General features: G+C 58.0%; 16 protein-coding genes and 1 pseudogene. 6 read left to right on the top strand and 11 right to left on the bottom strand.

Annotated features, from left to right (window positions below; translation table 11 throughout):
- A pseudogene (locus tag P3T25_RS45755) lies at window positions 1-85 on the top strand (IS5/IS1182 family transposase); the annotation flags it as partial.
- Between the two features lie 35 nt (window positions 86-120).
- Here the strand turns inward: P3T25_RS45755 and P3T25_RS45750 are convergent.
- From P3T25_RS45750 to P3T25_RS45740, 3 genes are all read right to left on the bottom strand, one after another.
- The gene (locus P3T25_RS45750; protein ID WP_429364142.1) at window positions 121-291 is read right to left on the bottom strand and encodes a hypothetical protein; all 171 of its coding nucleotides are present in this window, start codon (window positions 289-291) and stop codon (window positions 121-123) included.
- Between the two features lie 379 nt (window positions 292-670).
- Window positions 671-946 (bottom strand): GlsB/YeaQ/YmgE family stress response membrane protein, encoded by a 276-nt coding sequence (locus P3T25_RS45745; RefSeq protein WP_154567498.1) that lies wholly within the window; start codon window positions 944-946, stop codon window positions 671-673.
- Window positions 947-975: 29 nt separating this feature from the next.
- Window positions 976-1,293 carry a DUF883 family protein gene (locus P3T25_RS45740; RefSeq protein ID WP_154567499.1) on the bottom strand — a complete coding sequence of 106 codons (318 nt, stop codon included), beginning with the start codon at window positions 1,291-1,293 and terminating at the stop codon, window positions 976-978.
- Window positions 1,294-2,237: 944 nt separating this feature from the next.
- Between P3T25_RS45740 and P3T25_RS45735 the strand changes: the two genes are divergently transcribed.
- The gene (locus P3T25_RS45735; RefSeq protein WP_154567500.1) at window positions 2,238-2,507 is read left to right on the top strand and encodes a DUF1488 family protein; all 270 of its coding nucleotides are present in this window, start codon (window positions 2,238-2,240) and stop codon (window positions 2,505-2,507) included.
- Window positions 2,508-2,703: 196 nt separating this feature from the next.
- The gene (locus P3T25_RS45730) at window positions 2,704-3,012 is read left to right on the top strand and encodes an acylphosphatase (protein ID WP_154567501.1); all 309 of its coding nucleotides are present in this window, start codon (window positions 2,704-2,706) and stop codon (window positions 3,010-3,012) included.
- A gap of 287 nt (window positions 3,013-3,299) precedes the next feature.
- On the opposite strand, the gene P3T25_RS45725 is transcribed toward P3T25_RS45730, so the two are convergent.
- The 4 genes from P3T25_RS45725 to P3T25_RS45710 all read right to left on the bottom strand — a co-directional run bounded on the left by P3T25_RS45725 (window position 3,300) and on the right by P3T25_RS45710 (window position 6,423).
- Complete coding sequence (locus P3T25_RS45725; protein WP_154567502.1) at window positions 3,300-3,839, bottom strand: Uma2 family endonuclease; 540 nt, start codon at window positions 3,837-3,839, stop codon at window positions 3,300-3,302.
- 1,406 nt (window positions 3,840-5,245) lie between these two features.
- Complete coding sequence (locus P3T25_RS45720) at window positions 5,246-5,410, bottom strand: DUF2934 domain-containing protein (protein WP_154567503.1); 165 nt, start codon at window positions 5,408-5,410, stop codon at window positions 5,246-5,248.
- Between the two features lie 33 nt (window positions 5,411-5,443).
- On the bottom strand, window positions 5,444-5,755 hold the full coding sequence (locus P3T25_RS45715; RefSeq protein WP_154567504.1) for a GlsB/YeaQ/YmgE family stress response membrane protein: 312 nt from the start codon (window positions 5,753-5,755) through the stop codon (window positions 5,444-5,446).
- Window positions 5,756-5,928: 173 nt separating this feature from the next.
- Entirely contained in the window at window positions 5,929-6,423 is a 495-nt protein-coding gene (locus P3T25_RS45710) for a ferritin-like domain-containing protein (protein WP_154567505.1), read from the bottom strand.
- A gap of 555 nt (window positions 6,424-6,978) precedes the next feature.
- On the opposite strand from P3T25_RS45710, the gene P3T25_RS45705 reads away from it, so the two are divergent.
- Together P3T25_RS45705 and P3T25_RS45700 are read left to right on the top strand one after the other, a co-directional pair.
- The gene (locus P3T25_RS45705) at window positions 6,979-7,866 is read left to right on the top strand and encodes a manganese catalase family protein (RefSeq protein WP_429364132.1); all 888 of its coding nucleotides are present in this window, start codon (window positions 6,979-6,981) and stop codon (window positions 7,864-7,866) included.
- 568 nt (window positions 7,867-8,434) lie between these two features.
- Window positions 8,435-8,974 (top strand): fasciclin domain-containing protein, encoded by a 540-nt coding sequence (locus P3T25_RS45700; RefSeq protein ID WP_408518469.1) that lies wholly within the window; start codon window positions 8,435-8,437, stop codon window positions 8,972-8,974.
- Between the two features lie 939 nt (window positions 8,975-9,913).
- Here the strand turns inward: P3T25_RS45700 and P3T25_RS45695 are convergent.
- Window positions 9,914-10,744 carry an oxidoreductase gene (locus P3T25_RS45695; RefSeq protein ID WP_429364130.1) on the bottom strand — a complete coding sequence of 277 codons (831 nt, stop codon included), beginning with the start codon at window positions 10,742-10,744 and terminating at the stop codon, window positions 9,914-9,916.
- Between the two features lie 136 nt (window positions 10,745-10,880).
- Between P3T25_RS45695 and P3T25_RS45690 the strand changes: the two genes are divergently transcribed.
- Window positions 10,881-11,786 carry a LysR family transcriptional regulator gene (locus tag P3T25_RS45690; RefSeq protein WP_408518429.1) on the top strand — a complete coding sequence of 302 codons (906 nt, stop codon included), beginning with the start codon at window positions 10,881-10,883 and terminating at the stop codon, window positions 11,784-11,786.
- Window positions 11,787-11,804: 18 nt separating this feature from the next.
- Here the strand turns inward: P3T25_RS45690 and P3T25_RS45685 are convergent, their stop codons facing one another.
- The 3 genes from P3T25_RS45685 to pcaF form a co-directional block, all read right to left on the bottom strand.
- On the bottom strand, window positions 11,805-12,656 hold the full coding sequence (locus P3T25_RS45685) for an NAD-dependent epimerase/dehydratase family protein (protein ID WP_429364128.1): 852 nt from the start codon (window positions 12,654-12,656) through the stop codon (window positions 11,805-11,807).
- 156 nt (window positions 12,657-12,812) lie between these two features.
- A complete protein-coding gene (locus P3T25_RS45680) occupies window positions 12,813-13,082 on the bottom strand; it encodes a hypothetical protein (RefSeq protein WP_408518470.1) in 270 nt (89 codons plus the stop codon).
- 39 nt (window positions 13,083-13,121) lie between these two features.
- The gene (gene pcaF / locus P3T25_RS45675; RefSeq protein ID WP_408518431.1) at window positions 13,122-14,324 is read right to left on the bottom strand and encodes a 3-oxoadipyl-CoA thiolase; all 1,203 of its coding nucleotides are present in this window, start codon (window positions 14,322-14,324) and stop codon (window positions 13,122-13,124) included.
- Window positions 14,325-14,362: the final 38 nt, after the last annotated feature.

The following is a 14,362-nucleotide window of genomic DNA, read 5'->3' as shown; positions in this document are numbered from 1 at the left end:
ACCCGAAACGCTTGCCGGGTTGCATTTCGTGGTCTTCGCAATGCTCATGCTCGTTCACGCGGTGCCAGTACTTCCAAGTTCCTAACACGCTCTAATGTCGGGTGGTGAGCAGACGCCTAATCAGCGCCGACAATTCCTCCAGTGAAACCGGCTTGCGGAGAAACCGTTGCGCAAAGTGGCCCTTCCGTCTGTAGGTGGCGGGTCGCCCGACACGAGAATGACCGGCAGGTCGGCGCGGGGATTGCTATGTGGCAGCATCTTGGACAGCGCAAGCCCGTCAACATGCGGCATCTTCCAGTCGGTTATGACGATGTCCGGCTGGCGCCCAGTCGCAATCTCAAAGAAAGGCTTCCAGGCCATCTAGGGCGGTTACCGTGTGATGACCCTCCGTCTCCAGGAAGATGCGCAAGGCATCAATAACATCTGGCTTGTTATCCACCTGGAGTATTCGGCTCATCGCTTTCCCCCGAAAGGCAGGTTTCGCTTCGCGAACGACATGTGATTACATCCCGTCACGGACACAAGCCGGTCACCCCTTTATCCACAACGGGGCACGTCCGTGAATGCAGATGGCGTGCCCCGCAATGCTTCCCGGCGTTTGCTGCCGGACCGACAGGGGCGAGTGCTTGTCGCCCGAAGCGCTACGCTCAACGTATAAAAATTGAAGGCTTTAGAGTGGACGCGCCCGGCCTCGGCTGAAAAGTCGCAGAACAGCGAGCAGGATGACCGCGCCAATCAGCGCCGTAATGAGTGAGCCGATGATGCCGCTTCCCAGGTGCAGACCCAGCGCCCCGCCAAGCCAGCCTCCTATGAAGGCTCCGACAATTCCCACGATGATGTCGACCACAATGCCGAAGCCGCCGCCGTCGACGATACGACCCGCCAAGGCGCCAGCGATGCCTCCGATAATCAGCCAGAAAATGATTCCATGTGAGACCGGGTCCATGTTTCTTCTCCTATAGAGCTAAATCAGCATTAGCGGCGAGCAAGCATGCCGATGATGAGTCCGCCGATGAGTGCCATCGTGACCGCTTTCCACGGAGCCTCATGAACGTAATCGTCGGTCGATTCAGCTACGACTCGGTACTTCGTCTTGACCACCTCCTGTGCGCCGGCAATCTTGTCCTTCACGTCGGACAGCGTCCGGGCACTGGTTGTTCGGTCTCCGTCGCTGCCGCCGGACTTCGCTGTAGAGCCGTTGCCCTGTTGAGATGAACCGGCGGAACTGGCCGGGTCAGACGCGACGGGCAAGGGCCCGGCTGCCGGGGCGGTGGGTTGATTCGACTCGGTCATTTGAACCTCCATATTTCGTTTGAATGGTCCTATGGTTGAGCAAGTGGCGTGCCCCACAGGGAAGTTGAACGCGAGCGGAGGTCGTCATCAGCGGCGCTCGCGGCGATTCGGCCTCGCGACGTTTCCGGGCGCATGCTTCGGACGACGACCGAGACGCATGCTATTCCCGCGGAAGGACTGCTATCAGACCTGCTTTCCACAAGCCTCAGTGCACACGGCTCCAGCGACCAGGAGCTCGCGAAGGACGAGAGAGTTGGAATCGAACGGGCTAGCTCTATCACCTAAAGCGCAGCCTGGAAAAAATCGTGGATGAGGAGTTGGAACATGAGGATGGGGCAGCGGACTGCGATACACCCTTGTGATTCGCAAGGGAGTGTGGCCGGAGAGCCTGGTGTCGATGCCTGAAGGCATACACTGATTCTCGACGTAACTATCGGGACATCGTCGCCGTCCATTTGCCACCAATCAGACGGCCGGCAACTGAGTCGCTTCCGGTGCTAACGACCGCTTCGTTTGAGGAGACTGCTATGCGAGTCGCGCCGAGAGGAATTTTGATTTCAGCCTCGCGCTAGCAGTGCAGTGCCTGAATGCACATGAACTGGCGACGCTCCTGGGGTGCCACTTCAAGCACCTTGCGATGTGATGGCGGAGACCCCGGACGTAATGGCACTTCGCGATGCCGGCTTCGCTCAACTGGCTGACTCTGGACAAGGCACATCCAGGTTCGCGATTACAGACGAAGGAAATGCAGTGTTGCGGATACTAAGCGCTGTTTGATTCGGCGGCTGGAGTCGGAAGCCTGGTGCCTGTGGTCACGCTGCGACCAAACGAATGGGCGCGTTAATTTTCTGAGCCTTCGGCTTCATGACTTATGATAAGGCTGGTACTGCCGCGAGTCCGTCCGGGGCAATCTGGCGGTTGGGTCAACAAAAAGCCGATGAACCATGGACAGCACTCTCGCCGCAGAAGCCAGCGTTTCCTCCGACGGAAAGCTAGTCATTTTTGTCGCACACATTTGTCGCCGTGCACTGCGATGCTCGATTACTCGCGACGCGCTGGAACGGCATTTCTGGGCGCCCATTGGCGCAAACGAAGCACGCTTGCTAAAAGCTTATACGGACGGACACGGCCGGATTGCGGCGGCCGTCGAGCGAAGGATGCTGCGAGCCCCGGACGAGCCCATAAAGCTGAACGCCGCAGATTTTTCTCACTGAGCGTTGCGTTATTCCATTTTTCGCGCAGGCAAAAAACCTGCTGTCGTGAAGAGAACTTTGGCAGATGCATGGCAGGTGGGACGCCGTTAGCCGGTGAGTAGCGCTGACGCGACAGCTTCCCAACTTCGCAATGAGCGCGTTCATACGGACGTTCGGCGCGCAGGACATCGTGACAACCAACGCTGGAATCACACAGATGGAAGACGACGAGAAAGATGGGATGCTTGAGACGCGGCTGGTGAAGGTGCGCGGCCTCGTGCAGGGCGTCGGCTATCGGGAAGCCTGTGTACGCCGCGCCTATGCGCTGGGCGTTACGGGCTGGGTCCGCAACCGCATGGACGGCTCCGTGGAGGCGATGATTCAGGGCTCGCCTGAGCAGCTTGCAGATATGTGCGCCTGGTTAAGTGAAGGTATGTCCGCCGCACTTGTCGACGAGCTTGAGGTGACCGAGGTGCCGCCACCGTTCGCCCGCTTCGACCACTTTGAACGACTGCCGACGTTGTAAGGCGTCGCGATTTGCCGCAATGCCGGCGCCGCTATTCGCACCTATCGATGTGCTCCGCTTTGTCCGTGAAACAACGCACGACTAGCCAAGGTAGCAATAGTGGCAATAGCCGCGCACGTGAGCGTAGCAAAGCGGACGGCAAGAGACATTCAATGACAGTGACCGAAGTGGCGACAATGCCCTCAAGGCGGCGACTCCGGCACGTCAGCGAAAAGGTAGACCGACCAAGATGAAATCACCGAAGCATGCCTTGGCTCGATAAGTCATCAACTTCGCAAGGTGGCACTCTAAGACACGCCGCCTTCCTGTTCGAAATACCTGCCGTCGAGAGATAGCGCTATTCCGAATACCGAAGTTTGACGCCGGCCCGCGGCGCCCCAGAACTCAACCCGTCCGGAGTGGCATACAACGATGACTTCGGTTGCGCCGCCCTCCAGATAGCTTGTTACCCGGCGGTCGATGTCATGCGCCCTGTCGCTATCGAGAAGCACTTCGACGCATAGGTCAGGGACAAACGGTACGGGGTCGTCGTGGTCGAAGCTTTCCCACCTGTGGCACGGCATCCAGACAACATCGGGAACCCTGATGCCAAGGGCTGGAGTAATCACGGGTACTGACATGGCGGCAAGATGCCCCATCTGCTCAGTTACGTGGCAGTAGACATCAGTGAGCACTATCTGACGCCTGGCTGACGGAGAAGGATTCAGTATTGCTTCGCCGAGTTCGTCTAGCTCGTATCGGTGCTGTCCGGCAAGTTCCGCCTCCGGAATGAGGCGATGCCACGCGGCAAGCAGTTCGTAGCGGTCCAGAAGAGCAGGCGTGCCCATAGTCGTCTCGCGGGGAAGTCGACTGAGCGTAAACCCTCTCCTAGCGGCTTGACAATCATTATCTATTTGTGCGCTGCACAAATAGCAGCTATGTTAGCCAGCATCACGCAAGCAGCTGTTTCGCGTCAGCGGTATCGTCCATGCGCCGCATCCCTTACGTTGCTGGCAATCGCCGCCTAATACTCACGTGATTTCTCAGATTTATTGTGCAGTAAGCTGCGCAATCCCCTTGGACCCATCGATTGGGCCGTACAGCGGCGCGAAAACTCGCGACAGACAATCCTGGCGTATTGTCTGCGCTGGGCATCGCTGAAAGGCAGATGTGGATACTGAAACGACTCGTTGGCGACCTGCTCGACGCGTCCCGGATAACGCATGGCGAACTGTCCGTCCTTCGTACGGATTACTCCAGGATATCGTCGCAGACGCCGTGGCGGCGATGAAGGCCAACATCAACGAAGGCGACCATCATGATTCTGCTCGTAGAGTCGACTGTCCCGGTAACCGTACAAAATTATCAATGAGCCGCAGCAAGTCCGTCTCGTCCGGGCGGGTACCCCATCGGCTGTATCCCGCGACAGATGCAATGGCAAACCAAGAATGCGGCGGAAACCATTCTGCTCGCACTGTGACGCCGCCGATGATTCGTAGCCGGCCCGTGTCGCAGAGAAACTCTGCCTGAATCTTTTCACCGCCTACGGTTTTGCTGGCAATAACTGGGGTGGACCGAAACATAGTGTCCTCCTGCGGTTTTCTGCTGCTGAAACGAACGCTCGTGTGATAGCTCCCAGAGAAAACGAACATGGACTCAATGTTTTCACCGCCCCTCAAATCGACGAGGGACATAAACCCTGCAGACAAAGCCTGACTGGCAAGCCGCAAGTTACGTGCCGGATTGAGCAAACGCCCAGCAATCGGTCTTTTGACCAATCTGGCGCCTAGCCTAAGCCCTTTTCGGGAGCAGTGACGCACTAGCTTGAAGACCGAAGCACCTGCTGCGTGCTGCGTCGGTCACCAGCCGACCCTCTTTTTATTTATATTTTTACGCTTGCGCCGGCGCTCCGCGGAGTCCGATACTGACTTGGCCCGCGTTGTCTCCTCTGCGGTGCATCAGTCTTGGCCCGCTCCACGCGGGCTCCTTTTGAGCGATGCCTGCGAACGCTGGCCAACGGCCGGACGCGTAATTCCGGAGGCGCCATGGAAGTCTGCGACGGATGTGCCGACATAGACGGGCGGCCCGTTGACGTTCAACGGAAACGGCGAATCTGAATATGCAGATTTGCGAGCATCGGACAGGCAAGCCGCCTGTTTGATTGAGCGCCGCACTCTCCGAAGCCTGCGACGGGTGTCATCGGAGCACAATCCGCTGACACCCACGTCGAACCCTCGACCAGAAGCTCAACTACTCACGACGCGCTGCCTGTTTCTGGCTCTGCCGGGTTGCCCCCAGCACCTAGCTGCTGCCGCGCCTTCTCCCAGTATTCTTCGGAACGCCCGTCGGGACTTCCGTCTTTTTCCCAAAGATAGAAAGCGAGCGTACGAATCTGGTCCTCGGTGACTGGCACATCCATTTTCACTCTCCAAAGAAAAACTGCCTCAACGGGTTAGCACGCCGTCGCTCGCGTCAATCTCGTGTGGGCCTCAAGTGCGCGCCCTCGGCCGCCGCTGAAAAGGCGCAGGACGGCGAGCAGGATGACTGCACCAAGAAGTGCCGTGAGCAGCGAGCCGATGATGCCGCCACCCAGGTGCAGTCCAAGCACTCCACCGAGCCATCCTCCGATGAAGGCGCCAACAATGCCTACGATGATGTCGACAAGAATGCCGAAGCCGCCGCCGTCAACAATCCGACCGGTCAACGCGCCAGCGATGCCGCCGATAATCAGCCAGAAAATGATTCCATGCGAGACAGGGTCCATTCAGTTCTCCTAGGGCCGCCAGGTTAGTGGCCAACGAGATATCCGTTTTGAGACTGTTGATTGCACCGTCGGTACCTACCGCGCCGCAGTGCAATCAACAGATTTCGCAATCGATAGAATCCAGCTGGAGTTTGACAAAGGCGGCGCTGGCCGCCGCCTGGCGTAGAGTCGGCCTAGTTTCCCAAGGCTTCTGCCGCCACCTTTTCCATAGCGAGGAAAGTTAGCTTGTCGTCGGTAGCCTTTTCTTCTTTGAGCGTTTCGGCCAGAAGCTTGACGGCAGTGGTTTCGCCAAGCTGTTTGGCCAGTGCTATTAACGAACCGTACGCTGCAATTTCGTAGTGCTCCACTTTCTGCGCTGCTGCGATGAGGGCGGTGTCGAGAACCGGGCCTTTCTCAATTTCGTCAATCTGCTCTTGGCCTTCTTCGACAAGACCCTCCATGGCAACGCACTTGATGCGTTTGAGTTTGATTCCGCTGGCTTCGACCACTTGGTCAATTCTTTCAATCTGGCCTTGCGTTTCTTCCAGGTGCGTCTCGAATGCTGACCGAAGGTCAGGACTGGTCGCTGCCCGCGCCATCTTGGGAAGTGACTTCGTCATCTGTTTTTCGGCACTGTAAATGTCCGATAGCGAATGAATGAACAAATCCTTCAGGGTCTTAGTAGCCATGGTTCCTCCTTCACTTGGTTGGGGCCCGCAACTTCCAGCAAGCGCGGCGCGCGCTGGAATGCCGCGCAACCAGCATGCCCGGGGGGGGGGGCGACGGGAACCCGCTTTTGAAACCTCTTGCACTTGCTGTCCCCGGCCGGCTCCGCGCCAGTCTTGGACGGGTTACTAAGAGAGCGAGTCTCCCGCGCCGGCCGTGCCCGGATTCGGAGTGGAATGGTGTCAGCGCGCCGTTTTCGCGCCGCAGAAATCGACGCCGAAGTTTTCCAGGAATCATGAACCGGTGAAAGCCGCACTTAAGTTAAGGCCACAAGCCAGCCCCCCACCCAGGTACGCCTCATGCGCACTCAGCAGCGCAGCGCTTTTCATAGTGTGGCCCAAGCTGCACATTCGCCGGAGCAAATTGCTCCGAGACCCGGACGCCCGCAAGGGTGCGGCCTGAGCAAGCAACACGCCGCTGTCCGGGCTTTACAACCAGCCCGATTACGCTCCTGATGTTATTGACGGTACTTCCTGACAGGGCAGTCCGTGGCGTCGGGCTTTCAACGGAGAAGTGAAATGTTCGTGCACAACAAACGGCTTCAATATACCGTCCGTGTGGCAGCGCCGAATCCCGGCCTCGCCAATCTGTTGCTGGAACAATTCGGCGGTCCGCAAGGAGAACTGGCTGCCGCTTGCAGGTATTTCACACAAGCAGTCGGCGAAGACGACCCGGGCCGCAAGGATTTATTGTTTGACATCGCCACCGAAGAATTGAGCCACCTCGAAATCATCGGCTCTATCGTGGCAATGCTAAACAAAGGAGCGAAGGGGCAGCTAGCAGAAGGGGTGGATGCGGAGGCCGAACTCTACCGGTCGCTGACGGGAGGGGGCAACGACTCCCACACGACTGCCCTCCTATACGGAGGCGGCCCGGCCCTCACCAATTCAGCCGGCGTTCCCTGGAGCGCAGCATATATCGACACAATCGGCGAGCCAACGGCGGACCTGCGCTCAAACATCGCCGCAGAGGCGCGGGCCAAGATTGTCTATGAACGCCTGATGAATGTGACCGATGACCCCGGTATCTCTGAGGCGCTTGGATTTCTGATGACCCGAGAGATTGCTCACCAGAAGTCGTTTGAGAAAGCGCTGCATTCGATTCAGCCCAACTTCCCGCAAGGCAAACGTCCTGGGGTGCCGCAATTTACAAATGTCTACTACAACATGTCACAGGGCGATGAATCGCCGCAAGGTCCCTGGAACGAAGGCCCGGGTTGGGAATATGTAGACGCGCCCGAGCCGGCGGTCGACGGTGGCGACGGATTGGCCACGGTGAACGTTTCCGGCGCGGATGTAAAAGTGCTGTCAGCGATGGCTGCACGGACAGCTTCGGACACGACTTCGAACCCAACGACAGGTGCCGACCTCGGTGCCGGCCAGGAAGTGGCAGCGCCGGAAAAGTGACCTTACGGGTAGGCGACGGCGAATTTCGCTGCCGCTTCCCATCTCCGGGGGCAACGGAACGGCCGCGCCTGCAGCGCAGCGAGCGTGCGTGTTAGGCGCGCTCATTCGCACTGGAGGCTTGACGGTCCCGCGCCCTAGGCGCCTCACGTTTCGCGAGCGCCGAACAGTCGCCTGTGGAACTTGAATAGCTATAGACATAACCGGTGCTGGCAGCACGTTCGCCGCGCCATCTACGCGAAGTGGGCCAGCGCGTTATCAGAAGTCTGGCAGAGGCACGGTGGCCTTCCATGGCGTCGGCTCTTCGGTTGGTCTCAATCAAGTCGTAGCAAAGGAAGTCGACTTCGCGGAGCCGGACGCGCCGCTATCTGGTTGGTGATGAATGGCGGAAGAATGGGCTTGTTGCAATTCCCGACTGCCGCAGGTGGTGTCGTGCCGGTCGTCATATCAAGCTGCGACACAGGGATAAGTGCCGCTGCGAATCCATTCGCCTGTATTCCCCGTATATGCGGTCAGACCCACGCAATCACGCGTGGCGACTCAGGGGAAGTACACCATGAAATACAAGACTATGTTTGTCGCTGTCGCACTGTCGGCAGCTGTATCAGGCGCCTTTGCCGCTAGCGACACGGTCATGGTCGGCGGCCAGGCCATGTACCCGAACAAAGACATCGTGGATAACGCGGTCAACTCGGCCGACCACACCACGCTCGTTGCCGCGGTCAAAGCCGCAGGTCTCGTCGATACGTTAAAAAGCCCCGGCCCGTTCACAGTGTTTGCGCCGACGAACGAAGCATTCGCAGCGCTTCCGGCTGGCACGGTCGATACGCTCGTCAAACCTGAGAACAAGGCGATGCTGACCAGCATCTTGACGTACCACGTCGTCCCAGGCCGATATGACTTCCGCAAGCTCGACCAGGCCATCAAGGCCGGTGGCGGCAAGGCGGAACTGAAAACAGTCAATGGAGAGACGCTGACGTTCACAGAGAACGGTCCGCACAATATCGTAGTAGCGGATGCCAGTGGCCACACTGCTGACATATCGACCTACGACGTCATCCAGAGCAACGGCGTCATCATGGTTGTAGATAAGGTTCTGATGCCAAAGTAGCCGGGCCTGCGTGCACTGTTAGGAGCTTGAACTTAGTGCAGCGCTGTCATTTTCGGCGTCGAACCGCGACTGAACCACATGCCTCACATCGGGACGCAGCAAATAGCTGTTCTGTTCAGATGCGGGTAGCTGCTTGCGCGTCGCCGCTACGCAACCAGTCAGCCTTGAGCGGTATATGAGACTTCGGCGCTGAAAACGCGCGCCGACCCCACAGGAGAAATACCATGGAAAAGTTGACGATGAATGCTTTGCTCGCGCGTGTAGCTGTCGCGTCACTCTGTGCATGTGCTGCGACGTTTGCGCAGGCCGGCGGGAATGGCAACGGCGGAAACGGCAGCGGCGGCGCTCACGGTGCCGCGACGGCAGGGATGACGTACCACAGTGAGCCCGTATCGAGCCCGTGGAATCGCGTTCCCGGCGATATGAGCAGAAGCGCGGACACCACGAGTGGCATGGGCATGTCCGCTATGCACCCCGAAGACAGCAGCATGTCAACAAAGTCTGTTCAGTAAGACCATTCAGGATTGCCGGCGGCGCATCTGACTTCTGTTCCTGCGCCGCCCGCTTTACCTGCGGTTTAATAGCGGTGATAGTAGCCGCCTGCAGGCACGACGATGCAGCCGCCCAGCGCACTTCCAAGACATATGGCCATCAGCATCAGCACAAAAATTCGTTTCATAGCACGCCTCACTTGTCAGTTGTGAACGCACTATATTGAGACGGAAAATTACCTGTGTTTTTGTGTGTAACGAGACGTGTGATTTGAAACACGTGCCCCCGTTCGCACGATTCTCTGAAGTCCAGTCAACACGAAATATTCGGTTTCAGAACTCACAACTCTGCGGTCAACATCGTGGTCGTCCAACACGTTGAGCAGATGAACGGCCAGAAGCCGTCCCCATCTGCCTCGACAACTCCGTTCATCAACTCGCGAGAGCCTTACGCAGGAAAGTCCGTGCTCGCACTAACCGTTTCCCACTCGTCGATTTCACCGGACAACGTGGCGATTTTTTCACGCACGAACTTAACAGCGTCCGTTCCGAGCAGGAGGTGTACCGGCGGGTTCTCAGCTTTGACGACCTTAATCATGGCCAGCGCTGCGCGAGCGGGGTCGCCAGGCTGCTTGCCTGAACGGGCCGCACGTGTGGCTGAAATAGGAGCGAGGAGCGCTTCGTACTCCTCAATCGTACGGCTCGCGCGAGTCATCGAACGACCTGCCCAGTCAGTGCGGAAGGCGCCGGGCTCGATGGCCGTGACCTTGATGCCGAACTGCTTGACTTCGCTTGCAAGTGCCTCGTTGATACCTTCGAGTGCGAACTTGCTTGCATTGTAGACGCCGACACCGGGGAAGGTCATCAGACCGCCCATCGACGTGACATTCAGAATATGACCCGCGCGACGCTTGCGCATGAAGGGGAGAACAGCCTGCAGAACGCTGATTGCGCCGAACAGGTTCACGTCGAACTGAGCGCGGACCGCTTCCGGCGTTGCTTCCTCAACGCTGCCCTCGTAACCGTAGCCTGCATTGTTCACGAGGACGTCGATAGCACCGACCTCTTTTTCAATCTGCGCCACTACGCGACCGACGTCGTCGTGATTGCGAACATCAAGCAGGTAGCCAAACGACTTGCCGTCGGACAACTTGTTGAATTCGACTCGTTGCTCTTCGTTGCGAAGCGTGCCGACGACTCGCTCGCCGCGGGAGATGAGGGTCTCGGCAAGGGCACGACCAAAACCAGAGCTGACACCAGTGATGAACCACGTTTTCATTCTGACACTCCTTAAACTCGATTGATGATTACGTGACGTTGACCTCGGCCAGTCATCGCGTCCAACACAGTATCGGCCGCCTCGGGTTCCCTAAAAAGAGGCATAATCCGAATGGTTTATGCAAGGAATTCGCACAATGAACGGCGCTGACCTTTCCGCTCTCACCCTGTTTGCCCGCGTTGCGGAGGAGCAGAGCTTCACCAATGCTGCTCAAGCGCTGGGCATTTCAAACTCAGCCGCGAGCTACACCATTCGGCAGTTGGAACAGCAACTTGGCACCAAGCTCTTCAACCGAACCACGCGCAGCGTCAGCCTTACCGAAGCTGGCGCCGCGTTCCTGGCTCGGATTCAACCGCTACTGGAACAACTCGACCTCGCGTTCGGTGACGTAGGGCGAGCGTCGAGTGAGTCGATGGGCACGCTACGGCTTAACGTTCCGCCCTCTGCAATCTCGCTAGTCATCACCCCGGTACTGAAGGACTTCCTCAAGGCCTATCCAGACATCAAGGTTGATGTCATGTCCGAAAACAGCCTTGTCGACATCGCCAGCAAAGGCTACGACGCTGGCATCCGTTACGACAACGTGCTTGCACAGGACATGGTCGCAATTCCTCTTGTTACCAACATGCGCTTCTGCATCGTCGCTTCACCCGAGTACCTTGAAGGAAAGACACTGCCAGTGCATCCGCGCGACCTACTGAAGCACGAGTGCATCAACTACCGAAGCGCCGATACCAAGGCGCTATACCGCTGGGAATTTCAGAAAGACGACGAGAAGATTCGTATTGCGGTCCCCGGACGTGTCGCGACAAACGACAACGACTTGCTGTTGCGCTCAGCCGTTGACGGGCTTGGCTTCAGCTATATCCAATATCGGAACGCGGAGCCTTTCATCACCGCAGGTCGCCTTGTAAGCGTCCTCGATGAGTGGATTCCGATTGAAGCTCTTTACCTCTACTACTACAACCCAAGCGGGCTGCCGCGGAAGCTTCGCGTCTTCATCGACTTCGTGCGCGAGCGACTCAAATCGCCGCCCGCCTGATTCACGACGCTCTTTGAATCACGGTCTGCCCATGCGCCACGACCTCGTTGCCCGAAAGCCGAGTTTCTCGAACGCTAGTTCCGACGACTGGAGCGATTGGAATGGCTCCAGCTTGTTCTTCACCTCTACTTCAGGGAAATACGTGCGCAGTAACTCGTCGTTCGGGGTGTCCATCATCGTGTCCGGAGCAGCGATAATCATGCTGTGGTGGCCCACGAGGTCGCTTTCTACTGCCAGCTTTATCGCTTCACCCGCGTCACGAGAGTCGATGTAGCTCCAAAGATTGAACCTCCCCACCGTCGGGTCCTTTCGGCTCTGCTTCAGTGCCTCGTAGTCGCCAGGCCCAACAACGTAAGAGAGCCGAAGAGAAATGATGGACATCTCGGGGTTCCACTGAACCATTGCGTCAGCGATATTTTCGCCAAGCGACTTGCTGAGACCGTACGACCATTCCGGTTGTATTGGATGTTGTTCATCCATCGGCACGTAAGCCGGCTTGGTGTGCTTGAAGGGCAACCCAAGCAATGTTTCGCTCGATGCCCACACGACCTTTTTAACGCCCAAACGCGCTGCCGCGGAGAACACGTTGTAGGTCGCCATAAGGTTGTTCTGGAACACCTCGTGGTCAGGAACGTATCGGGGTCCAGGAATTCCCGCAAGGTGAATCACAGCATCGGGACGTCCACTCATTGCGTCGACGGACGTCATTGCAGCCATGACTGACCCGAAGTTCGCACAGTCAACGTGAACGCCCTGAAGTCGCTTCATTGACACCCAGTCCCAAAGGACCGTTTTGTGACCGGCTTCCCGCAAGGCGGCGTCAGCCTGAACGCCACATTTCCCGAGACCACCGGTAATGACGATATTCACTTGAATTTCCTCAATTAACGCGAGTAGCGCGTAGTCGCGTTGACTTGCGAACTTGTCAGTGCGTATTTGGCGGGAGAACAGAGTGCGTAACAACTATCAAAAGGTCAACGAGGGTTTCCAATTTCGCATGCGTGTAGACGAGACGTGGCATCACCGTCATTCGCCCGCGGCACGGCTTCTCGAGGTGTCCTTTGCTGGCTTCTTACCTTCGTTGTCAAGGCGTCCGATGGCGTGCCGAATCGCCTGGTCGAAGGTGGCTTCGGTCGCAAGGCGGCGGTGGTCAATGGAGACCAGCCACCCATCGGCTGAGTTACACCAGCGGATACGCCGCTCCTCGTAGAGCTGAGAGAACATCCTCCACAGGTGAGCATCTTCCTGGTTCGCAGATGCCGCCGCCGTCAAGCGGCGCATCTCGAAGTTGGTCATTGCGTTCACGAACGGCTCCGCGTTAACACGTCCTCGCGCTTATACGCGTTCAATCACTACTGCGATGCCTTGGCCCACACCAATGCACATCGTGCAAAGTGCGAAACGACCCTTGATGCGTTGCAATTGATACATCGCCGTGGTCACAAGGCGCGCACCGCTCATGCCGAGCGGATGCCCTAGAGCGATTGCGCCGCCGTTCGGATTTACACGCGGGTCGTCGTCTGCGACGCCAAGAGCGCGCAAGACCGCAAGGCCCTGCGACGCGAACGCCTCATTCAGTTCGATAACGTCGAACTGGTCAATCGTCATATTGAGTCGCGCGAGCAGCGACTGCGTGGCTGGAGCCGGACCGATGCCCATCACGCGAGGCGCAACACCCGCTGTTGCCACGCCGAGCACGCGAGCCCGAGGGGTCAGGCCGAAGCGCCTTGCGGTATCTTCGTTCGCCAGCAGCAGCGCCGCGGCGCCGTCATTGACGCCAGATGCATTGCCAGCGGTGACGGTACCGTCGGGTCGGACTACGCCTCTGAGCTTGGCAAGTGCTTCCAGGCTGGTCTCGCGTGGGTGTTCGTCCTTCGAGACTACGATTGCATTGCCCTTCTTTTGGGGAACGGTCACAGGGACAATCTCGGCGGCCAAAGTACCGTCTTGCTGAGCACGTGCCGCTTTCTGTTGGCTGCGCAAGGCGAAGGCGTCTTGGTCGGCACGACTGACCTGATAATCGGTCGCGACATTTTCCCCAGTCTCCGGCATGGAATCTACGCCGTAGATTTTCTTCATGAGCGGGTTGACAAAACGCCAGCCAATCGTCGTGTCATGTATCTCGGCTTGACGGGAGAAGGCTGTTGCCGCTTTTCCCATGACGAACGGAGCGCGGCTCATGCTCTCAACGCCGCCAGCAATCATCAGCCCGGCTTCCCTCGATTTGATAGCACGTGCGGCAATGCCCAGCGCGTCCATACCTGAACCGCACAGCCTGTTCACAGTTGAACCCGGCACCTCTTTCGGCAAGCCTGCTAGCAGCAACGACATGCGCGCGACATTGCGATTGTCTTCCCCGGCCTGGTTCGCGCAACCGTACACGACGTCGTCGACCGCGTTCCAGTCGACTTCCTTGTTTCGCTCCATCAGTGCCCTGAGCGGCACCGCGCCCAAATCGTCAGCGCGCACCGACGAAAGCGCTGCACCATAACGGCCAATCGGCGTGCGGACTGCGTCGCACAAGAATGCCTCAGTCATCTTGCATCTCCAACGTAGGGTTGAGGACTCCTCTGCCA

Source organism: Paraburkholderia sp. GAS32 (assembly GCF_050434225.1).
Classification (GTDB): Bacteria; Pseudomonadota; Gammaproteobacteria; order Burkholderiales; family Burkholderiaceae; genus Paraburkholderia; species Paraburkholderia madseniana.
The sequence above is the reverse complement of the archived record's forward strand: the minus strand, read 5'-3'. Positions and strand labels throughout refer to the sequence as shown.